Consider the following 19,577-nt stretch of genomic DNA (forward strand, 5'->3'; position numbering starts at 1 on the left):
GCGGTGGCGTCCGGATGAGTCGGACTGTGGATTCGCCCGCCGAGCAGCACGGATGTGGAACTGCCGGTCGCAACGGTCACGACGTAGAAAGTACGGGTTGGCGGTGGCGGCGGGTCAGCCGACCGACAGGGCGCGCGGTTGGGCGTCGGTCACATCGACGAATTCGGCGTCGATGTAGCCGGCGCCGGGCCGGGTAGCGCGCCGGGTGGTGTACCAGCGCCGACCGACCGCTGCCGCCGTCACCAGCGGTGTGTGCCGGCCGAGCGCGGTGACCGCAACCGCTCCCAGCAGCGGGCGGGCGGCGGTCCGGGTCGGTGGCGCCAGCAACAGCAGGCCGGCCAGTGTGGTCAACGGCCCGGGAACGAGCACCAGCATGGTGCCCGCCGCCACCAGCCCGCCGTCGGCGAGGACAACCCGGTCGGCGCCCGTACGCAGCCTGCGGAACTGGCGCCTGATCTGCCCGGCTGAGAGCATCAGGCCGGCCAGGAAGCCACCCAGGAGTAGCAGCGTCGTCCAGCCGAATCCGATTGCCCAGATCAGCGCGGCGACAGCCGCCAGCTCCACCAGGACGTAGAGACCGAAGATCCGAAGCACAGCGCTTGCCATGTCCTCTCAACGTCGCGGCCGCCGATCCGGTTCCAGCCGCGTAATACTGATGCGATGACGACCATCGAACTCGCCACGCCCGCCGGCCCCATCGACGCGCTGCTGGATGTTCCAGCCGGACCCGGGCCGTGGCCCGGTGTGGTGGTGATCCACGACGCGATCGGCTACGCCACCGACATGCAGGCCATCTCCGAGCGCGTCGCAAGCGCCGGCTATCTCGCGTTGTCTCCCAACCTGTACTCGCGGGGTGGGCGGGCACGTTGCATCACCAGGGTGTTCCGCGAGCTGATGAGCCAGCGCGGGCGTGCCCTGGACGACATCATGGCCGCCCGCGAGCACCTGTTGGGCATGCCGGAGTGCTCCGGCGCGGTCGGGATCGCCGGGTTCTGTATGGGCGGCCAGTTCGCATTGGTGTTGTCGCCCAGGGGATTCGGTGCTTCCGCCCCGTACTACGGCGTCCCGCTCCCCCGGCACCTCGAGCAGACCCTTGACGGTGCGTGCCCGATAGTCGCCAGCTTCGGTGGAAAAGATCCGGTGGGTATCGGCGCCGCCGACCGGCTACGCCGGGTGGTCGAGGACAAGGGCATTTCGCACGACATCAAGACCTATCCCCGGGTCGGGCACAGCTTCGCCAACCGGCTGCCGGCCCAGCCGCTTCTTCGCGTCGCCGGATTCGGCTACGACGAGGCCGCGACCGCCGATGCCTGGGAACGGGTGTTCGCGTTCTTCGGTGAGCACCTGCACGCCGGCGGTTGATCGGTCAGGCCGGACCGCCGGCCGCTGCGAGCACCCGCGGGAACAGCACGTTGTTCTCCTTGTGGACGTGCAGATGGATGTCGGACTCCAGGTCCGCCAGTCCGGCCAGCATCGCGGTGTAGCTGGCGCAGGCGTCCGCGGGCACGGCGTAGCCGTCGGTGAGCTCACGCAGCTCGGCCAGCAGGTGTCCGGCGTTGTCATGTTCCCGCTGGTTCTCCGCCAGCTCGGTGCGCACCTCGTCGGGCAGTGGCCGGCCCGGCCGGCCGGCGTGCAGGCTGATCTCGGGAAACAGCAGGGTCTCCTCGGTGCGCAGGTGCGGCTCCATACCGGCGCGCAGCTGGTGGAAAACCTCTCGGACCTGTGCCAACTCGCGGTGCTTGGGGCCGTGCACCCGCGCCACCTTGTCGACCAGCTCCGCCAACCGGGGAAACTCGTCCCACAGGAACCGGTGGTGGGTGCTGACGATGTGGGCGATCAGCGAGGTGTCGTCGAACTCGGCCCAGTCCGCGGGCCGGCCGGGCTCGGTGGCGTTGAGCTCGGCCAGCACTGCGTCGGCGTCGACCCCGTCGGCGGCGCACGCCTGCCCCAGAGTGCGCTGACCGTGGCAGCAGAAGTCGATGCCGAACCGGCTGAGAATGCGGGTGGTCGACGGGTCGGCGGTGACGATGTCACCGAGGATCTCATCGGCGGTGAAGGCGGCCATGCTGGCTCCTAGTGTCGAGTGCTCCGATCCAACAATGCCAATTTGAATGAGCACAATCCACTATATGTGATGGCGGAGCCCGCTCAGCCGGCGGCCGCGTCGGCCGGGGACAGTGCCAATCCGACGTTGGTGCGCATGCCGCCGCGCAGCTTGCTGAAGAGATTGAACACCCGGCCGACGATGGGATACCGCCTGCCGATCGCGTCGTAGACGGCGCCGTTGTGCGTCTTGTCCAACACCGTGGCGACCGCCTCGATCGCCTCGCCCTTGGGCCGGCCCCGCATGTCACACACCGCCAAGGTGACGCGCGGGGTGTTGCGGATTCGTTTGACCTTCCAGGACGACTCCTGGGTGATCACCAGCAGGCGGTCCCCGTCGGGGGCGGCCCACACCGGGGTGGGCTTGGGCCGACCGTCCTTGGTGAAGGTGGTCAGCAGCAAATAGTCGGACTTGGCGATTTCAGCGAATGTCGGGGCCATGGTCGCGAACCTACCCGCCCCGAGCGGCTACAGCGGTGGCCGGCTGGCGATGGGGTGCAGGTCGGCGAGCTTCGGAAGCGTGGACTTGGGCTCTTCGGACTCCATGTAGGACTGGACGGCCTCGAGCGTGATCAGCCCGTAGCGGACCAGCAGGTCGACGGCATTCAAGCCGAAATGCTTGGCAACCCGGATCAGGTTGTCCGCGGTGATCAGTCGGCCTTCGTGTGCGGCCTTGTAGTAGGCAGACTTGCGGTAGCCGAAGGCTTCGTAGACTTCGGTCGCCGGGAGCGGCCTACCAACCAGGTAAGGCAGCACGACCGACGGGTCCTTCTGACGATCGTCCATGGTTTTACACTCTAGTCCTGTCCGGGAGGTGGAGCTAGCAAACCATACCGAACTTCTTTTCATTTTCCTACAAAATGTGAATCGTCAATCTTGGGCGCGTCTTGGTACCGGCCGCCGGCTGGTTTCACGCCCTAACGCGGCATTCGACGCCAGACGGCCTGCGGCACCAGCTTCATCACGGTGAACATCGGTCGCAGCGCCCAGGGCACCGCTACGGTGCGCCGGCCCCGGGCGAGTGCGCGAGCGGTCGCGGTCGCCACCTGGGCCGGCGTACTGGCCGGCGGAGCCGGCTTCATGCCGGCCGTCATCCGCCCCACGACGAACCCGGGCCGCACGATCAGCAACCGCACACCGCTGCCGTGCAGCGCATCGGCCAGCCCGTTGGCGAACCCGTCCAGACCGGCTTTGGCCGAGCCGTAGACGTAGTTGGCCCGGCGCACCCGCACCCCGGCGATGGAGGAGAACACCACCAATCGCCCCCGACCGGCGGCACGCATCGCCACCGCCAGGTGGGTGAGCAGGCTGACCTGGGCGACGTAGTCGGTGTGGACCACGGCCACCGCATGGGCAGCATCGGATTCCGCGCGAGCCTGATCACCCAGAACGCCGAAGGCCAGCACGGCGGTACCGATCGGGCCGTGCTCGGCGACGAGCGAAGCGACCAGGGGGCCGTGGCCGGCCACGTCGTCGGCATCGAACTCTGTCGTGTGCACAGCGGCTGCGCCCGCATCGCGCACCGCGGCGACCTCGGCGTCGAGCCGATCGGCGGCCCGGGCGGCCAGCACCACCGTCGCCCCCGGAGCCAGCCGGCGCGCGAGCTCCACACCGATCTCGCTGCGTCCGCCGAAAATCACCACTGGCCCCGCAACCGTGTCGTTCACGGCTGTGATTATCGCCTGCGCTAGCGTGAACCCTGATGGCGAACGCGACTACCCGGCTCACCAGTGACGCACTGGCGTTTCTCACCGAACGCCACCTGGCGATGTTGACCACCCTGCGAGCTGACAACTCCCCCCACGTCGTCGCGGTCGGCTTCACCTTCGACCCGAAGACTCACATCGCCCGGGTGATCACCACCGGAGGTTCGCAGAAGGCGGTCAACGCCGAACGCGCCGGGGTGGCCGTGCTCAGCCAGGTCGACGGGGCGCGCTGGCTCTCCCTGGAGGGCAGCGCCAGTGTCAACAACGCACCGGCCGCGGTCCGCGACGCGGAGCTGCGCTATGCCCAGCGGTACCGGACGCCGCGGGTCAATCCGCAGCGTGTCGTGATCGAAGTACAGGTGGAGCGGGTGCTGGGTTCCGCCGATCTGCTCGACCGCGGCAACCGCTAGACCGGAACCACGACCAGATCGTGCGGCCGGTTGTTCAATGACTCCACCCCATCAGCGGTGACGAGCACGATGTCCTCGATCCGGGCGCCCCACTGGCCGGGGAAATAGATTCCGGGCTCAACCGAGAACGCCATCCCGGCGCTCAGCACCACGTCGTTGCCGGCAACGATGTAGGGCTCCTCGTGCACCGACAGGCCGATACCGTGTCCGGTGCGGTGCACGAAGTACTCCGCCAGACCGGCCGCTGCCAGCACGTCGCGGGCCGCCGCGTCGACCTGCTCGGCCGTCATTCCCGGGCGAACACTGGCCACCGCGGCGCGCTGTGCATGCTGCAGCGCTGAATACCGTTGCGCCACCTCGGCATTGGGCTCTCCCAGGCTGTAGGTCCGGGTCGAGTCGGAATGGTATCCGGGCTCGAACGGGCCGCCGATGTCGACGACGACGATGTCGCCGCGTGCGAGTTCGCGGTCCGAGCACTCGTGATGCGGGTCGGCGCCGTTCGGACCCGATCCCACGATGATGAAGGCCACCTCCGAATGGCCTTCGGACACGATGGCCTCGGCGATGTCGGCGGCCACGTCGGCTTCGGTGCGCCCCGGAACCAGGAACTCCGGGACCCGGGCGTGCACCCGGTCGATCGCCGCGCCGGCTTTGCGCAGTGCGTCGACCTCGGCTGCGTCCTTGATCATTCGCAGGTCTCGTAGCACCGCGGTGGCCAGTACCGGCGTGGCGCCGAGCACGGCGGCCAGTGGCAGCAGATGCAGGGCCGCCATCGAATCAGTGACCGCTACGGCCGCCGGTGCTCCGCCCAGTGCCTCGCCGACCAAGCTGTAGGGATCCTCGCCGTCGACCCAGTCCCGCACTGCCACACCCAGGTCCGCCACGGCCGATTCGCGCAGCGCCGCCAACTCCAGCCGCGGCACCACCATGGTGGGCCGGCCCGAAGCCGGCAGCACCAACGCGGTGAGCCGCTCGAAGGTCTGAGCCCGCGACCCGATCAGGTAGCGCAGGTCATAGCCGGGCGTGATCACCATGCCGGCCAGGCCGGCTTCCGCGGTGGCGGCGGCCGCGGCGGCCAGGCGGTGGGCGTAGACGCTGCTGTCGAACCGGGAAGTCACGCCCACCAGGCTAACCGGCGGCAAATAGGGTGACAGCCATGCCTGCTCCGGTCTTGCTGCTCGACGGTGCCAGTATGTGGTTCCGGTCCTACTTCGGGGTGCCGTCCTCGATCACCGCGCCCGATGGCCGCCCGGTGAACGCGGTGCGCGGCTTCTTCGACTCGGTGGCCACCCTGATCACCCGCCAGCGTCCCGACCGGCTGGTGGTCTGCCTGGATCTGGACTGGCGACCGCAGTGGCGAGTGGACCTGATCCCCTCCTACAAGGCGCACCGGGTGGCCGAGGAGGTGCCGGAAGATTCCGATATCGAAGAGGTGCCCGACGACCTGAGCCCGCAGGTGGACATGATCGCCGAGCTTCTCGACGCGTTCGGCATCACCACGGCCGGAGCACCCGACTTCGAAGCCGACGATGTGCTGGGCACGCTGGCCGCAGTCGAACGGCGGGATCCGGTGATCGTCGTCAGCGGTGACCGGGACCTGCTGCAGGTGGTCACCGACCAGCCCGTCGCGGTGTCGGTGCTCTACCTGGGGCAGGGACTGGCACGGGCGACCCTGTTCGGTCCGGCGGAGGTGGCACAGCGATACGGCCTGCCGGCCGAGCGGGCCGGTGCCGCCTACGCCGAGATGGCCTTGCTGCGCGGTGACCCCTCCGATGGGTTACCCGGGGTACCCGGAATCGGCGAGAAGACGGCGGCCGGGCTGCTGACCCAATACGGCTCGCTGGCGACGGTGCTGGCCGCCGCCGCAGACCCGCAGTCCTCAATGGCCAAGGGTGTGCGGGGCAAATTACTGGCGGCGCAGGACTATATCGACGCGGCCGGGCCGGTGGTGCGGGTGGCCACCGATGCCCCCGTCACGCTGTCCACACCGTCGGACATCCTGCCACGGGCGGCCGTCGACCCGGTCCGGGTCGCCGAGCTGGCGGCGACTCTGGGGGTCGGATCCTCGATCGCCCGGCTCCAGCGGGCGCTGGACACACTGCCGGACTAGGCGCCGAGTGAGGGACTACTTGGGCCGGCCGACCTCGTAGGTGCCCGAGTTGTCCTGGAAGGTGACGGTCACCTGGCGTTTGGTGCCGTCGATGCTGACCTCGCAGTTGAACGTGTCGCCCTGTTTGACCACCGGACTCTGACCGTTGTTGCACCGGACGTCCTTGACGTTCTTGGCGCCGTAGCCGTTGGTCTGGTCGGCCAGGATCTGCTGCACGCCTTCCTGTGCCTTGTCGATGTCGAGCTTGGTGGTCACGAAGAAGCCGGGCTTCCAGAACCCCAGCACCAGCACCACCAGGGCGGCGACGCCCAGGCAGGCGGCGAGCACGGTGCCGACAAGCGCGGTCGGGCGCTTGGTCGCGGTGCCGGGCTGGGAGTACTGGCCCGGCTGTTGCGGGTACTGACCGTACTGGCCGGGCTGTCCGTATTGGCCCGGCTGGCCGTACTGACCGGGCTGGCCGTAGGGGGCGGGCTGCCCGTACTGGCCGGGTTGGCCGTACTGCGCCGGCTGACCGTACTGTTCAGCCTGGGGATAGCCCGGATACTGCTGCGGCGCCGACGGGTACGAGCCCTGCTGGGGGTACTGGGGGTATTGCTGTGGTGTGTAGGCCGGAGGCTGCCACTGTTGTTCAGCACCTGCTGCGGGACCCTGTCCGGTGCCCGGCTGCTCCTCGGGCTGGCCGGGCTGCTGAGGCTGCCACGGCTGCGTCGGGTCGTATCCCTGCGGTCCGCTCATCGTTGTTCCTCAAGTCCTCTCACGTAGCGGGTGCTGATCACCGCCGGCTCTCCACCGTAGCGCCCGGACCAGCCTACCCGGCGTCAACGGCCACGACACCGCGCAAAACCGTGTCGATCGCCTGTTTCGCCGTCGACCGCAGATCCGGGTCGGGCGCGGCATTGCGCAACTGATCCAGCAGGTCGAGCACCTGGCGGCACCAACGCACGAAGTCACCCGCCGACAGCAGCGTCGCACCTCCCGCCGCGTCCGAAGCAGCCAACGCCGAGGCCAGATCGCCGGTGCGGGCCCAGCGGTACACCGCGGCGACAAACCCGTCGTCGGGTTCGCGGGTCGGGGTGATTCCATGGCGGCGTTCATCGGTGCGCAGGGCCGCGGAGAGCTTGCGGGTCTGCTGCAGGGCCCGGCGCACCGGTTCGGTGGGCGCTTGCAGGGCCGGTGGCCCGCCGGGACCGTCCGCCCCGCGTGTCTCGTAGAGCACCGCGGAGACCACTGCGGCCAGCTCCGGGGGTTTGAGGCCGTCCCACGCCCCGGTGCGCAGGCATTCGGCGACCAAAAGGTCACTCTCGCTGTAGATTCGGGCCAGCATCCGGCCGTCGTCGGTCACCTTCGGGTCGCTGCCTCCGGTGTTGGTGATGAAGCCGCGTTCGGACAGCAGCCCGACGATCCGGTCGAAGGTGCGCGCCAGCGAGTTGGTGGCCGCTTCGACCTTCCTGCGCAACTGCGCGTTGTCGCCCTCCACACGCAGGTACCGCTCGGCGATACGCACCTGAGCCTCGCGATCGCCCGCCGCGTGAACGGGATGGTCGCGCATGCGCTGCCGCAGGGCCGCCAGCTCCGGATCCACCGGTGCGTCCGGCGGGTCGCCGCCGCGCCGGCCGCGCTGCGCGGGTACCGCCAGGCCGGCCGCCGCCGATCGCAGTGCCGAGGCCAGGTCGCGGCGGACCCGCGGCTGACGGTGCTCCACCCGCTTGGGCAGGCTCATGGTGCCGATCGGCGGTGTGGCGCCGGAGTAGTCCGCCGAGGAGATCCGGCCCGCCCAGCGGTGTTCGGTGAGCACCAGCGGCCGCGGTTCATCCGAATCCCGGTCGGCCTGCAGCACCACCGCCAGCCCGCCGCGGCGGCCGTGGCTGATGTTGATGATGTCCCCGCGCCGTAGCGCTGCCAGGGCGTCACCGGCAGCCCGTCGACGCTGCAATCGCGAGGCACGCGCCTGGGCGCGTTCGCGTTCGGAGATCTGCGCGCGCAGCCGGGCGTAGTCGAGCACCCCCGAGTCGCGGCCGCCGAACTCGGCGGCGATCTCGTCGAGCGTGCGCTCGCCACGCTCGGCACTGCGTACCAGGCCCACGACGGACCGGTCGGCCTGGTACTGGGCGAACGACTGCTCCAGCAGCCGGTGGGCCTGCTCGGGACCCATATGCTGCACCAGGTTGATCGTCATGTTGTAGGACGGCGCGAAGGAACTGCGTAGCGGGAAGGTACGGGTGGACGCCAACCCGGCCACCTGGTCGGGGTCGGCGGTGCTCTCCCCGGGGTGCCAGAGCACCACCGCATGGCCTTCGACGTCGATGCCGCGCCGCCCGGCCCGCCCGGTCAACTGCGTGTACTCCCCCGGCGTCAGCGCCGCGTGCTGTTCGCCGTTGAACTTCACCAACCGTTCGAGAACCACGGTGCGAGCGGGCATGTTGATACCCAACGCCAAAGTCTCGGTGGCGAATACGGCTTTGACCAGACCCGCGGCGAACAGCTCCTCGACGGTGTGGCGAAACACCGGCAACAGGCCGGCGTGATGGCCTGCCAGCCCGCGCAGCAGCCCCTCCCGCCATTCGTAGTAACCCAGGACCTCCAGGTCTTCGTCGGCGAGGTCGCCGCAACGATGGTCGATGACCTCGGCGATCCGCGCCCGCTCGTCTTCGGTGGTCAACCGCAGCGGTGAGCGCAGGCACTGTTTGACCGCGGCGTCGCAGCCCGCTCGGGAGAACACGAAGGTGATCGCGGGCAGCAGACCGGCCGAGTTCAGCGCCGCGATCACGTCCGGGCGCATCGGCGGCCGGTAGCTCAGCCGGCCGGCACGGTCCGTGCCACGCCGCCGGGAGCTGCCCCAGTCGGTGAGCCGGTCGGCCTCCCGGCGATGGGCGATATGGCGCAACAACTGTGGGTTGACCCGCGGCCGGCCCTTGGCGTCGGGAGCCTGCGAGTCGGGTCGGGTCTCGAACAGGTCGAAGAGCCGCTTGCCCACCATCATGTGCTGCCACAGCGGAACCGGACGGTGTTCGTCGACCACCACGGTGGTGTCACCACGCACCGTCTGGATCCAGCCGCCGAACTCCTCGGCATTGCTCACCGTTGCCGACAGGCTGACCAGCCGCACCTCGTCGGGCAGGTGCAGGATGACCTCCTCCCAGACCGCGCCGCGCATCCGGTCGGCCAGGAAGTGCACCTCGTCCATCACCACATGGGAAAGCCCTTGCAGTGCAGGCGAATCCGCGTAGAGCATATTGCGCAGCACCTCGGTGGTCATCACCACCACGGGTGCGCCGGCGTTGATCGACAGGTCGCCGGTCAAAAGGCCGACCCGGCCCTTGCCGTAGCGGGCGACCAGGTCGGTGTGCTTCTGGTTGCTCAGCGCCTTGATCGGCGTGGTGTAGAAGCACTTTCCGCCGCCGGCCAGGGCCAGGTGCACCGCGAACTCGCCCACGACGGTCTTGCCCGCACCGGTGGGCGCGCACACCAGCACGCCCCGGCCGTCCTGCAGGGCCTGGCATGCCCGGCGCTGGAAGTCGTCCAGACCGAAAGGCAGTTCCGCGGCGAACCGGTTCAGCTCGGTCATGCCGGCACGTTGTCCCCGCGCACGGGCCAGGGGTTACTCATGCGGTGCCGTGACGGGTTCGGGCGCCTCGATCGGCGAGGCTTCGTCGTCACGAAGCTGTGTGGCGGCCGCGCGCTTGGCCTTGCGCTTGTCGTGCAGCCGGGCGATCTGGATGGCGAACTCCTGCAGCAGAGTCAGCGTGCAGCCGAGCACGATCATCGAGAACGGGTCCGATCCGGGGGTGAAGAACGCCGCGAACACGAACATCGCGAAGATCAGCCCGCGACGCCACTCCTTGAGCCGCTCGTAGCTGAGCACACCGACCATATTGAGCATGACGATCAGCAGTGGGAACTCGAAGCTGATCCCGAACACCACCAACAGATTCAGCAGGAACCCGAAATAGCGGTCACCGGACAGGGCGGTCACCTGGACGTCGCTGCCGACCGTCAGCAGAAATCCCAGCGCCTTGGACAGCACCAGGTAGGCCAGGATCGCGCCGGTGACGAACAGAACGGCTGCCGACACCACGAACGCCACCGCAAAGCGGCGCTCCTTGCGGTACAGCCCCGGCGTGATGAACGCCCACAGTTGGTAGAACCAGACCGGACAGGCCAGCACGATTCCGGCGGCCAAACCCACCTTGAGCCGCAACATGAACTGGTCGAACGGTGCGGTGGCCAGCAACCTGCACTGCCCGTCGGGGCCGATCGCCGCGCGCGATGAGGCCGGCAGCTCGCAGTACGGGTGGCGCAGCCACTCGCCGAGGCTCTCCAGCCCGAAGAACGGCCGGGTGTACCAGATGAACCCGATGATCGTGGTGAGCACGATCGCGGCCAGCGAGATCAGCAGCCGGGTCCGCAGCTCACGCAGGTGATCGACGAGGGACATCGTCCCGTCGGGGTTGGTGCGGCTGCGCCGCAGACGCGGATCCAGCCGCCGCAGAGCTCCGAGCGTGCGCACAGTCGAATGGGACGCGGTCGCCGCGACGGCGGGACCGGGCTACGCCGACTGGCCGCCGGCCGCCGGCGGATCGATCCGCTCGGACTGGACGGTGGTAGCGGTCGAATCCGGCTTGCCGTCGTTCTGCAGCTCGCGAACCTCGGACTTGAAGATGCGCAGCGACTTACCGAGCGAGCGCGCAGCGTCGGGCAGTCGCTTGGCGCCGAACAAGATGATCACGGCGACGGCGAGGATCGCCAGGTGCGACGGTCCTAAAGCGTTCACTTTGGTTACCTCCAGACGTCGCCACGATGCTACCGCAGCTCAGGAAGGCGGACGCGCAACGCGGCTAGGTGGCCGCGGTGTAGGCCGCCACCGCTGCCACCGCGGCCTCGCGCACCCCGGCGACCAGCGACTCCGGCGCCAGCACCTGCACCTCGTCGCCCATTCCCAGCAACAGCCGCGTCAGCCATTCATCGGAGGCATAGGTCATCTCCGCCTCGCACCAACCGTCGGGCAACTCGCGGACCACCTGCATCGGGTAGTACTCGAACATCCAGGCCGCCGAGGGTGCCACCCGCACGGTGGCGACCGGCAGCGACGGGTCGGCGTCGAACAGCGAGGTGTCGGTTTCGGCCTGCCGCGCCGGTTCCGGCGGTGCCGACGGCTCGTCGAGCAGCTGCGCGTCGTCGATGCGGTCGAATCGGAACAACCGCACCCCCTCGGACTGGCGGCACCAGGCCTCCAGGTAGCTGTGCACGCCGATCAGCGCCACCCGGATCGGATCGACGACCCGATGCGACATGCTGTCGCGGGACGCGGCGTAGTAGTCGATGCCCAGCGCACGACCGCGGTGCACACCCTCACGGACCACATCGGCCGCGGACTCGTCGTGCCCGACGGACGCGGGTGCCGAAGGCGCCGCAGCGCCGGCGGCTTCTTCGATCTTGGCGATCGCGCTGCGCGCGGCGCGCGGGTCGACGATGCCGGGCATCTCGACCAGGGCCCGCAGCGCCATCAGCATGGCCGCCGCCTCCCGTGACGTCAGTCGCAGCGGCCGATCCACCCCCGCGGACTCGTACACATCCAGGCGGTCCTCGTAGAACGTCACGTCGATCAGATCGCCAGGCCCATATCCGGGCAACCCGCACATCACCAAATGCCCCAGATCCGTCTGCAGCTGGGGCAGGCTCACGCCGAGCTCCGCGGCGGCCTGCTTCTTGCTGATCCCGGGACGAGCCTGCAGATATGGCACCATGTTCAGCATCCGCACCAGGCGTTTCGACAGTTGGCTCACGCGGACACCTCCCCGACCCGGGCGCTCAGCCGGGCCATGACGTCGTCGCGCAGCGAGGACGGCTCCAGCACGACGGCGTCGGCCCCGTACCCGGCGATCTCCCGAGCCAGCCGGTCGTAGGTGCCGATGTCCACGCCGACGACGTCACCGTCGCGGCCCGCCAGGTTCTGGCGTGCCAGTACCGTGCCGGCCCGGCGCAGCGCCACCGCACGCCCGTCGGCAACCCAGATGCGCGCCTGCAGACCACTGGGCTTGTCGCCGACGGCGTCGGCGACGATCTGGCGCAGATCAGCGGTCTCGGGGCGGGTGACGGCGCCGGTTGGTCCGATCGACCGCACCTCGGGCGCGATCCGCGACATCCGGAAGGTGCGCACCGCATCGCGGTCGCGGTCATGACCGACCAGGTACCAGCGACCGCCGTGGGTGACCACTCCCCACGGCTCGACCGTGCGGGTGACGTAGGGCTCCACCGGTGACGGGCGGTGATCGAACTGCACCGCCTGTCCCGCCTGCACGGCGTCCATCAGGGCACCCAGTGCCGGCTCGGCCTGATGGATCCCCGGGAGCGCCGCGGGTGCCGCCACCAGCACGTCGGCTCGATCCGGGTCCACTTCGACGCCGGCGGCGTGCAGTTTGGCCACCGCGCCTTCGGCATTGGCCCGCAACTCCGGCGACTGCCACAACTCAACCGCCACCGCGACCGCGGCGGCCTCCTCGCTGCTGAGCTCGATGGCCGGCAGCGCGTAAGCGTCGGGGTTGATGCGGTACCCGTCCACCGTGTCGAACACCGAGGTCCTGCCGGTCTCCAAGGGAATGCCCAGATCACGCAGCTCGTTCTTGTCGCGCTCGAACATCCGGGAGAACGCGGCGTCGCTGGGGCTGTCGTCGTAGCCCTTCACGCTGGCGCGGATCTTGTCCGCGGTGAGGTAGCTGCGAGTGGACAGCAGCGCGATGACGAGATTCAGTAGTCGTTCGACTTTGGCGGTAGCCATGACAAGAGAGGATATGCGTTGCCGGTCGCCCGACAGCTCAGATACGGCCAGCCGGCGAGCATGTCATCCCATGGAAGTCCCAGGTGCTGCACTGATAATCAGCGAACTGGGGATCCTGGTCGCTCAAATACCACGGAAGATCGCTGCGCACCGTCACTTTGGCGCCGTAGACGCCCGGATACAGCGGCATCAACCGATCATCGTTGGGGAATGACACCGAGAAGTTGTCGCCGTTGTGCACCTCGCGGGTCTCGGAGTAGCTCATGGTGTGCTCCGGACCGGCCACTTCGATCGGAGACCCCGAAGAGGTCAGATGCATCTGAAAGTCCAGCGGCGCGCTGGGCAGATCGGTCCGGCAATCGCTGACGTCAACCCTGCTGCCCATGTAGTCGACACCCTCGACCGAATAGACGAACGGCTTGGCGACGCTGAACTGGCACTCGACGAAACCGTCCGCATGCGCGGCCGGTGCGACTGCCGGCGTGGCACTCAGCATGATGAGCGCGGCGAGGCCGCTGATCCGAAACATCGCTGGGGTACCCCGGCGCCTACATGCTCGCGATCAGGCGCTTGACCCGCTCATCGACCGACCGGAACGGGTCCTTGCACAGCACGGTGCGCTGGGCCTGGTCGTTGAGCTTGAGGTGCACCCAGTCGACGGTGAAGTCGCGGCCCGCGGCCTGGGCGGCACTGATGAACTCGCCGCGCAGCTTGGCGCGCGTGGTCTGCGGCGGGGTGTCGACGGCTTCGTCGACGTCTTCGTCGGTGGTGATCCGGGTGGCCAGACCCTTGCGCTGCAGCAGATCGAACACCCCGCGGCCCCGCTTGATGTCGTGATAGGCCAGGTCCAACTGGGCGATCTTCGGATCAGACAGCTCCATGTTGTAGCGATCCTGGTAGCGCTGGAACAGCTTTCGCTTGATCACCCAGTCGATCTCGGTGTCCACCTTGGCGAAGTCCTGGGTCTCGACGGCGTCGAGCTGGCGGCCCCACAGGTCGATGACCTGCTCGAGCTGCGGGTTGCTGGCCCGGGTCTGCACGTAGTCCACGGCTCGCCCGTAGTACTCGCGCTGGATGTCCAGGGCACCGGCCTGACGTCCGCCGGCCAGGCGCACCGGCCGCCGGCCGGTGACGTCGTGACTGACCTCGCGGATCGCCCGGATCGGGTTGTCCAGTGAGAAGTCCCGGAAAGACACCCCGGCCTCGATCATCTCCAGCACCAGTGCCGCGCTGCCGACCTTGAGCAGGGTGGAGGTCTCCGACATGTTGGAGTCTCCGACGATGACGTGCAGGCGCCGGTACTTCTCGGCGTCGGCGTGCGGCTCGTCGCGGGTATTGATAATGGGGCGTGATCGGGTCGTTGCGCTGGAGACACCCTCCCAGATGTGCTCGGCGCGCTGCGACAAGCAGAAGGTGGCCGCCTTGGGGGTCTGCAGCACCTTGCCGGCCCCGCAGATCAGCTGGCGGGTCACCAGGAACGGCAGCAGCACATCGGAGATCCGGGAGAACTCCCCGGCCCGCACGATCAGGTAGTTCTCGTGGCAGCCGTAGGAGTTGCCGGCCGAGTCGGTGTTGTTCTTGAACAGATAGATGTCGCCGCCGATGCCCTCGTCGGCCAGCCGCTGCTCGGCGTCGATCAGCAGGTCCTCGAGCACCCGTTCGCCGGCCCGGTCGTGGGTGACCAGCTGAATCAGGTTGTCGCATTCGGCGGTGGCGTACTCCGGATGGCTGCCCACATCGAGGTACAACCGAGCCCCGTTGCGCAGGAACACATTCGAGCTTCGGCCCCATGACACCACCCGGCGGAACAGATACCGCGCCACCTCGTCGGGCGACAGCCTCCGATGACCGTGGAAGGTGCAGGTGACACCGAACTCGGTCTCGATGCCCATGATTCTGCGCTGCACGTCATTGAGCGTACTGGTTGAACCACCGCAAGGGTGGTCAGGCTCGCACCGGCGCGGTTGGTCAGGCCGGCGGGTTGGGCGCGGGGTCGAGGTTCTCCAGCACGACTTCGGCCACCTGGCGCATGGTGGTCCGCTTGTCCATCGCCGCTCGCTGGATCCACTTGAACGCCTCGGGTTCGCTGAGACCCTGGGTGGACTGCAGCACGCCCTTCGCCCGCTCGACGAGCTTGCGGGTTTCCAGTTGCTCCGCCAGGGTGCTGACCTCGCGCTCCAGGGCCTTGATCTCATCAGACCGGCTGACCGCCAGCTCGATGGCCGGGACCAGATCACCGGCGGAGAACGGTTTGACCAGGTAGGCCATCGCCCCGGCATCGCGGGCTCGTTCCACCAGGTCGCGTTGGCTGAACGCGGTGAGGATGACGATGGGTGCGATGCGCTTGGCGGCGATCTCGGAGGCCGCGTCGATGCCGTCGCGGCGCGGCATCTTCACGTCGAGGATCACCAGGTCCGGCCGCAACAGCTCGGCCAACTCGACCGCTTCCTGGCCGTCGCCGGCCTCGCCGACCACCTCGTAGCCCTCTTCACGCAGCATCTCGGCGAGATCCAGCCGGATCAGCGCCTCATCCTCGGCGATCAGGACCCGCCGGGCCGGGCGGGTGCTGCTGTCGGCTGTGGGCTCGGTCATCCCCCCATTCTGTCGCGGCTGCCGGCTGGGGCAACAGTGAGGGGCATCGTCTAAGGTGGGAACCCGCGCGTCAGCGCCGGGCCCTCGTATCCCAACTGGCAGAGGAAACGGATTCAAAACCCGTACAGTGTGAGTTCGAATCTCACCGAGGGCACCAGGAAAACACCGCTCAGCGCGGCGAATACATGATCACGCCCACCCCGATCAGACAGATCAGCGCGCCGAGGATGTCGGCGCGGTCGGGCCGGAATCCGTCGAACACCATCCCCCAGGCCAGTGAGCCCGCGACGAACACCCCGCCGTAGGCGGCCAGGATCCGGCCGAACTGCGCGTCGGGCTGCAGGGTGGCAACGAAGCCGTACAACCCCAGGGCGATCACCCCGGCTCCGGCCCACAGCAGGCCGCGATGTTCACGCACCCCCTGCCACACCAGCCAGGCCCCGCCGATCTCCGCGACGGCGGCCAGCACGAACAGCGCGACGGAACGCATCACCATGCCCGGTGACCCTAGACGGCCGCGGTCCCCCGGTGAAACCACCAACCGCCCAGTTCACCGCATTAGGCTGTCCCTTGTGACCGTTAAGCGGTTCCTCGCGGTGCCGGCCGAGGCCCAGACCCCCTACCGGCGCTCGCACTGCATTCCGGCCCGCACCCGGCATTACGCGGCGCGGCTGCCGCAGCGGGTGCGCATCCTCAAGGTGTCCGCCGGGATAGCCGCGACCATCAGCGCCGGCTTCGGGACGTTCGAGATGTGGGCGGACCCCACCTACTGGTGGATCGGTGCGCTCAATCTGGTCGCTGCCTGCGGGTTGGCCCTCACCCCGATGCTCTACCGCTACGGCGAGGTCATCGCGCCGTTGGCGTTTACCGGTATCGCCTACCTGACGACCTTCGTCGTCTGCTGGGTGGTGGGAACCGGGTCGGGCATCCAGTTCTACTTCCTGGCCTCGGCATCGATCAGCGTGCTCATCCTGGGGGTGGATCGGATCAAACTGGCCGCTGTGGTGGCCGGGGTCGGCGCGGCGCTGACGATAGTCCTCCAGTTCATGGTCCCAGCCGAAAAACTCGATCAGCCGGCCTGGCTGCGCGACCTGTCGTTCGTGCTGGTGGTCGTCTCGGCGTGCTTCATGGTGGTTGCCACCGTCTGGTACGCGCTGCGTGAGATCTCCCGCGCCGAAGCGGCGATGGAAGCCGAGTACGAACGTTCCGAAGCGCTGCTGGCCAACATCCTGCCCACGGCCGTGGCCGACCGGCTGAAGAACCCGGCGGTGGATGTGATCGCCGACAGCTATACCGACGCATCGGTGCTGTTCGCCGACATCGCCGACTTCACCCGGCGGGCGAGCCAGACGGACCCCGGCCAGCTTGTCGAGTTCCTCAACGAGCTCTACAGCGACCTGGACCGGCTCGTCGAGCAGCACGGCCTGGAGAAGATCAAGACCAGCGGCGACTCTTACATGGTGGTCAGCGGGGTTCCCGACCCCAGACCGGATCACCTGCACGCGCTGGCGCGGCTGGCACTCGACATCGCCGCCACCATCGCCGAACTGCGCGATCCACTGGGGCGCCCGGTGTCGTTGCGGATCGGGCTGGCCACCGGGCCGGTGGTCGCCGGCGTGGTCGGCAACCGCCGGTTCTTCTACGACGTGTGGGGCGACGCGGTGAACCTCGCCTCCCGGATGGAGTCCACCGGCGTGGCGAACCGCATCCAGGTGCCGCAGGAGGTCCAAGAGCGGCTGAGCGGCGACTTCGTGTTCGAGGAACGCGGCGACGTCGACGTCAAGGGCAAGGGCGTCCTGCACACCTGGTTTCTGGTTGATGCTCGTCCCACCGCCTCGCACGGTCCGGCGGCCCGATCCCTGTCGGTCACCCCGGCACACTGACGCCAGTGACTCAACCCGCTTCGGTAGGGTGCCGGAAAGGGTTGTCCCACAACGCTGAGGAGCGCAATGACCAGGCTTTTGGCCGTGCTCGGCTCGCTGACCGGACTGGCTAACACCGTCAACGGTTACCGCCCGCTGACCAAGCGCGGCTACCCGTCGCTGTATGTGTTCGGCTTCGGCCTGTTCGCCTCGGAGTTGCCGCTGCAGCTCATCGCCGGTCAGTCGGCGGTGTTGGCAGCGGTGTCGCGATGGTTGTCGCCGCAGGCACGACGGTTCGGCTGGCTGGTGTCGGCGCTGTCCTGGCTGGGCCTGCTCGGGCTGAACCATGCCGGGCGCACCGCGAATCGGCCGCTCACCGCGGCGTTGGACGCCGGACTCGGTTCGAGGCGCCGCACCGACGGCCGTGACCTCTGGCAGTCGCCGGGTCCGGCAGGCGAGATCGCGAAGGCGCCCGGTGTCGTGCGCATGATGCGGGTCTACCGCGACTACGCCACCGACTCCGACATCCCCTACGGCGAGTACGGCGGCCGCAACACCCTCGACGTGTGGCGTCACCGCGACCTCCCCCGAGACGGCCGCGCTCCGGTCCTGCTCCAGATTCCCGGTGGCGCCTGGATGGTGGGAAGCAAACGCGGCCAAGCACATCCGCTGATGGCCCACCTGGTCGAACGGGGCTGGGTGTGTGTGTCGATCAACTACCGGCTCAGTCCGCGTTCCACCTGGCCCGACCACATCGTCGACGTCAAGCGGGCCCTGGCCTGGATCAAAGCGCACATCGCCGACTACGGCGGCGACCCGGACTGGGTCGCGGTGACCGGCGGCTCGGCCGGCGGCCACCTGTGCGCGCTGACCGCGCTGACACCCAACGATCCGCGATTTCAGCCGGGTTTCGCCGACGCCGACACCAGCGTGCAGGCGGCCGTCCCCTTCTACGGCATCTATGACATGACGGGCGACATCGATCTGCACCCGATGCTGCCTGCGACGTTGGGGGCCTACGTGTTCAAGCAGAGTCGGCGCCGATTCCCCGACACCTATCGTGATGCGTCACCGATGACGTACGTATCTGCCGACGCCCCACCCTTTTTCGTCCTGCACGGCACCAACGACACGTTGGTGCCGGTCGAGCAGGCCCGTGCGTTCACCGCCCGGTTGCGTGACGTGAGCACCAGCCCCGTCGCCTATGCCGAGTTGCCGTTGGCTCAGCACGCCTTCGACATCTTCGGCTCACCCCGGGCAGGGCACACGGCGGTGGCCGTCGAGCAGTTTCTCGCCGAGGTCTACTCCAGAAGGACGGCACGACACTAATTCGGCCCTGATTCCACGCCCTGGAACGCGGCATCTGTGCCAGACTGCGGCCATGGAAACAACCTCTTCTTCGGCTCTGCTGTCCAGTCTGTGGAAGTCGACACTGGTCTCCGGTGTCTTGGCCGTGGTACTCGGCGCGGCGATCCTGTATTGGCCCGGTAAGACGATCCTGGTAGCCGCTGTGCTCTTCGGTGTCTACCTGGCGGTAACCGGCGTCGCGCAACTGATCTCCGCCTTCGGCCTGCCCTTGATGTCCGCCGGCGGGCGGGTGATGCTGTTCCTCAGCGGCACCGCATCGGTGATTCTGGCCGTGCTCTGTTTCCGGCATTTCAACTCCGACGAGGAAGCCATCGCGGTCCTGCTGCTGGCCATCTGGATTGCGGTCGGCTTCATCTTCCGCGGTGTGTCCGCCACCGTCGCGGCCATCAGCGACCCCGCGCTGCCGGGCCGCGGCTGGCAGATCTTCATGGGTGTGGTCAGCCTGCTGGCCGGGCTGGTGACGCTGGCGTGGCCGTTCACCTCGCTGTTGACGCTGGCGCTGGTCGTCGGGTGGTGGCTCATTGTCATCGGCGTTGTCGAGATCGTCACGGCGTTCAACGTCCGGCGTGAGTCCGGCAAGGTCGCGACGGCGCTGTCGGGCGGATAGGCGGCGTACCTCGGCTCGGGGTGCGGCCCGTGCCAACGCGGGTA

The 19,577-nt window shown here is 68.4% G+C and carries 22 protein-coding genes and 1 tRNA gene; 7 read left to right on the forward strand and 16 right to left on the reverse strand.

Going from position 1 to position 19,577, the window contains the following annotated elements; genetic code table 11:
• Window positions 1-114: 114 nt before the first annotated feature.
• Window positions 115-606, reverse strand: coding sequence for an FxsA family protein (locus tag AWC16_RS07665; RefSeq protein WP_085264157.1), 492 nt, complete (start codon window positions 604-606; stop codon window positions 115-117).
• A gap of 54 nt (window positions 607-660) precedes the next feature.
• Between AWC16_RS07665 and AWC16_RS07670 the strand changes: the two genes are divergently transcribed.
• A complete protein-coding gene (locus AWC16_RS07670; RefSeq protein WP_085264158.1) occupies window positions 661-1,362 on the forward strand; it encodes a dienelactone hydrolase family protein in 702 nt (233 codons plus the stop codon).
• Between the two features lie 4 nt (window positions 1,363-1,366).
• Here the strand turns inward: AWC16_RS07670 and ric are convergent, their stop codons facing one another.
• The 4 genes from ric to AWC16_RS07690 all read right to left on the reverse strand — a co-directional run bounded on the left by ric (window position 1,367) and on the right by AWC16_RS07690 (window position 3,770).
• Complete coding sequence (gene ric, locus AWC16_RS07675) at window positions 1,367-2,065, reverse strand: iron-sulfur cluster repair di-iron protein (protein WP_085264159.1); 699 nt, start codon at window positions 2,063-2,065, stop codon at window positions 1,367-1,369.
• An 83-nt stretch (window positions 2,066-2,148) separates the two neighbouring features.
• Window positions 2,149-2,544: a PPOX class F420-dependent oxidoreductase gene (locus AWC16_RS07680; protein ID WP_085264160.1), complete on the reverse strand. Its 396-nt coding sequence runs from the start codon at window positions 2,542-2,544 to the stop codon at window positions 2,149-2,151.
• A gap of 27 nt (window positions 2,545-2,571) precedes the next feature.
• Window positions 2,572-2,889 carry a hypothetical protein gene (locus AWC16_RS07685; RefSeq protein WP_085264161.1) on the reverse strand — a complete coding sequence of 106 codons (318 nt, stop codon included), beginning with the start codon at window positions 2,887-2,889 and terminating at the stop codon, window positions 2,572-2,574.
• Window positions 2,890-3,020: 131 nt separating this feature from the next.
• A complete protein-coding gene (locus AWC16_RS07690; RefSeq protein WP_085264162.1) occupies window positions 3,021-3,770 on the reverse strand; it encodes an SDR family NAD(P)-dependent oxidoreductase in 750 nt (249 codons plus the stop codon).
• 35 nt (window positions 3,771-3,805) lie between these two features.
• Between AWC16_RS07690 and AWC16_RS07695 the strand changes: the two genes are divergently transcribed.
• Entirely contained in the window at window positions 3,806-4,219 is a 414-nt protein-coding gene (locus AWC16_RS07695) for a F420-dependent biliverdin reductase (protein ID WP_085264163.1), read from the forward strand.
• Here AWC16_RS07695 and AWC16_RS07700 read toward each other — a convergent pair.
• The gene (locus AWC16_RS07700) at window positions 4,216-5,343 is read right to left on the reverse strand and encodes a M24 family metallopeptidase (protein ID WP_109561324.1); all 1,128 of its coding nucleotides are present in this window, start codon (window positions 5,341-5,343) and stop codon (window positions 4,216-4,218) included. The two genes, AWC16_RS07695 and AWC16_RS07700, sit on opposite strands and share 4 nt — an antisense overlap.
• Window positions 5,344-5,375: 32 nt before the next feature.
• Between AWC16_RS07700 and AWC16_RS07705 the strand changes: the two genes are divergently transcribed.
• Complete coding sequence (locus AWC16_RS07705) at window positions 5,376-6,329, forward strand: 5'-3' exonuclease (protein ID WP_085264164.1); 954 nt, start codon at window positions 5,376-5,378, stop codon at window positions 6,327-6,329.
• 15 nt (window positions 6,330-6,344) lie between these two features.
• On the opposite strand, the gene AWC16_RS07710 is transcribed toward AWC16_RS07705, so the two are convergent.
• The 9 genes from AWC16_RS07710 to AWC16_RS07750 all read right to left on the reverse strand — a co-directional run bounded on the left by AWC16_RS07710 (window position 6,345) and on the right by AWC16_RS07750 (window position 15,696).
• A complete protein-coding gene (locus AWC16_RS07710; protein ID WP_085264165.1) occupies window positions 6,345-7,064 on the reverse strand; it encodes a DUF4333 domain-containing protein in 720 nt (239 codons plus the stop codon).
• Between the two features lie 73 nt (window positions 7,065-7,137).
• Entirely contained in the window at window positions 7,138-9,894 is a 2,757-nt protein-coding gene (locus AWC16_RS07715; RefSeq protein WP_085264166.1) for a DEAD/DEAH box helicase, read from the reverse strand.
• A 33-nt stretch (window positions 9,895-9,927) separates the two neighbouring features.
• The gene (gene tatC / locus AWC16_RS07720; RefSeq protein ID WP_085264167.1) at window positions 9,928-10,836 is read right to left on the reverse strand and encodes a twin-arginine translocase subunit TatC; all 909 of its coding nucleotides are present in this window, start codon (window positions 10,834-10,836) and stop codon (window positions 9,928-9,930) included.
• Window positions 10,837-10,875: 39 nt separating this feature from the next.
• Window positions 10,876-11,100 carry a Sec-independent protein translocase subunit TatA gene (tatA, locus tag AWC16_RS07725; protein ID WP_085264168.1) on the reverse strand — a complete coding sequence of 75 codons (225 nt, stop codon included), beginning with the start codon at window positions 11,098-11,100 and terminating at the stop codon, window positions 10,876-10,878.
• 64 nt (window positions 11,101-11,164) lie between these two features.
• Window positions 11,165-12,112 (reverse strand): helix-turn-helix transcriptional regulator, encoded by a 948-nt coding sequence (locus AWC16_RS07730; protein ID WP_085264169.1) that lies wholly within the window; start codon window positions 12,110-12,112, stop codon window positions 11,165-11,167.
• Complete coding sequence (locus tag AWC16_RS07735) at window positions 12,109-13,104, reverse strand: helix-turn-helix transcriptional regulator (protein ID WP_085264170.1); 996 nt, start codon at window positions 13,102-13,104, stop codon at window positions 12,109-12,111. Before AWC16_RS07735 ends, AWC16_RS07730 begins: the two co-directional genes overlap by 4 nt.
• A gap of 37 nt (window positions 13,105-13,141) precedes the next feature.
• The gene (locus AWC16_RS07740) at window positions 13,142-13,633 is read right to left on the reverse strand and encodes a hypothetical protein (RefSeq protein ID WP_085264171.1); all 492 of its coding nucleotides are present in this window, start codon (window positions 13,631-13,633) and stop codon (window positions 13,142-13,144) included.
• 19 nt (window positions 13,634-13,652) lie between these two features.
• A complete protein-coding gene (gene pafA / locus AWC16_RS07745) occupies window positions 13,653-15,011 on the reverse strand; it encodes a Pup--protein ligase (protein WP_109561325.1) in 1,359 nt (452 codons plus the stop codon).
• A 61-nt stretch (window positions 15,012-15,072) separates the two neighbouring features.
• The gene (locus AWC16_RS07750) at window positions 15,073-15,696 is read right to left on the reverse strand and encodes an ANTAR domain-containing response regulator (RefSeq protein ID WP_085264173.1); all 624 of its coding nucleotides are present in this window, start codon (window positions 15,694-15,696) and stop codon (window positions 15,073-15,075) included.
• Between the two features lie 80 nt (window positions 15,697-15,776).
• Here AWC16_RS07750 and AWC16_RS07755 point away from each other — a divergent pair.
• A tRNA-Leu gene (locus tag AWC16_RS07755) sits at window positions 15,777-15,853 on the forward strand.
• Window positions 15,854-15,865: 12 nt separating this feature from the next.
• Here AWC16_RS07755 and AWC16_RS07760 read toward each other — a convergent pair.
• The gene (locus AWC16_RS07760; RefSeq protein ID WP_085264174.1) at window positions 15,866-16,192 is read right to left on the reverse strand and encodes a YnfA family protein; all 327 of its coding nucleotides are present in this window, start codon (window positions 16,190-16,192) and stop codon (window positions 15,866-15,868) included.
• Window positions 16,193-16,268: 76 nt separating this feature from the next.
• Between AWC16_RS07760 and AWC16_RS07765 the strand changes: the two genes are divergently transcribed.
• Genes AWC16_RS07765 through AWC16_RS07775 form a run of 3 tightly spaced genes read left to right on the forward strand, consistent with a single transcriptional unit; the run spans window position 16,269 to window position 19,533 of the window.
• Complete coding sequence (locus AWC16_RS07765) at window positions 16,269-17,579, forward strand: adenylate/guanylate cyclase domain-containing protein (protein ID WP_207572276.1); 1,311 nt, start codon at window positions 16,269-16,271, stop codon at window positions 17,577-17,579.
• A gap of 54 nt (window positions 17,580-17,633) precedes the next feature.
• Window positions 17,634-18,887 carry an alpha/beta hydrolase gene (locus AWC16_RS07770; RefSeq protein ID WP_085264176.1) on the forward strand — a complete coding sequence of 418 codons (1,254 nt, stop codon included), beginning with the start codon at window positions 17,634-17,636 and terminating at the stop codon, window positions 18,885-18,887.
• Between the two features lie 52 nt (window positions 18,888-18,939).
• Window positions 18,940-19,533: an HdeD family acid-resistance protein gene (locus AWC16_RS07775; RefSeq protein WP_109561326.1), complete on the forward strand. Its 594-nt coding sequence runs from the start codon at window positions 18,940-18,942 to the stop codon at window positions 19,531-19,533.
• Window positions 19,534-19,577 lie beyond the last annotated feature (44 nt).

The organism is Mycolicibacter longobardus, assembly GCF_002102265.1.
Taxonomy (GTDB): Bacteria; Actinomycetota; Actinomycetes; order Mycobacteriales; family Mycobacteriaceae; genus Mycobacterium; species Mycobacterium longobardum.

Bases quoted from the DNA above. Each gene is read 5' to 3' on its own strand.
- AWC16_RS07740 (WP_085264171.1), bottom strand. From the start codon at position 13,633: ATGTTTCGGATCAGCGGCCTCGCCGCGCTCATCATGCTGAGTGCCACG.
- AWC16_RS07760 (WP_085264174.1), bottom strand. From the start codon at position 16,192: ATGGTGATGCGTTCCGTCGCGCTGTTCGTGCTGGCCGCCGTCGCGGAG.
- AWC16_RS07695 (WP_085264163.1), top strand. From the start codon at position 3,806: ATGGCGAACGCGACTACCCGGCTCACCAGTGACGCACTGGCGTTTCTC.
- AWC16_RS07670 (WP_085264158.1), top strand. From the start codon at position 661: ATGACGACCATCGAACTCGCCACGCCCGCCGGCCCCATCGACGCGCTG.
- AWC16_RS07735 (WP_085264170.1), bottom strand. From the start codon at position 13,104: ATGGCTACCGCCAAAGTCGAACGACTACTGAATCTCGTCATCGCGCTG.
- AWC16_RS07710 (WP_085264165.1), bottom strand. From the start codon at position 7,064: ATGAGCGGACCGCAGGGATACGACCCGACGCAGCCGTGGCAGCCTCAG.
- AWC16_RS07750 (WP_085264173.1), bottom strand. From the start codon at position 15,696: ATGACCGAGCCCACAGCCGACAGCAGCACCCGCCCGGCCCGGCGGGTC.
- AWC16_RS07775 (WP_109561326.1), top strand. From the start codon at position 18,940: ATGGAAACAACCTCTTCTTCGGCTCTGCTGTCCAGTCTGTGGAAGTCG.
- AWC16_RS07665 (WP_085264157.1), bottom strand. From the start codon at position 606: ATGGCAAGCGCTGTGCTTCGGATCTTCGGTCTCTACGTCCTGGTGGAG.
- AWC16_RS07685 (WP_085264161.1), bottom strand. From the start codon at position 2,889: ATGGACGATCGTCAGAAGGACCCGTCGGTCGTGCTGCCTTACCTGGTT.
- AWC16_RS07705 (WP_085264164.1), top strand. From the start codon at position 5,376: ATGCCTGCTCCGGTCTTGCTGCTCGACGGTGCCAGTATGTGGTTCCGG.
- AWC16_RS07715 (WP_085264166.1), bottom strand. From the start codon at position 9,894: ATGACCGAGCTGAACCGGTTCGCCGCGGAACTGCCTTTCGGTCTGGAC.
- ric (WP_085264159.1), bottom strand. From the start codon at position 2,065: ATGGCCGCCTTCACCGCCGATGAGATCCTCGGTGACATCGTCACCGCC.
- AWC16_RS07680 (WP_085264160.1), bottom strand. From the start codon at position 2,544: ATGGCCCCGACATTCGCTGAAATCGCCAAGTCCGACTATTTGCTGCTG.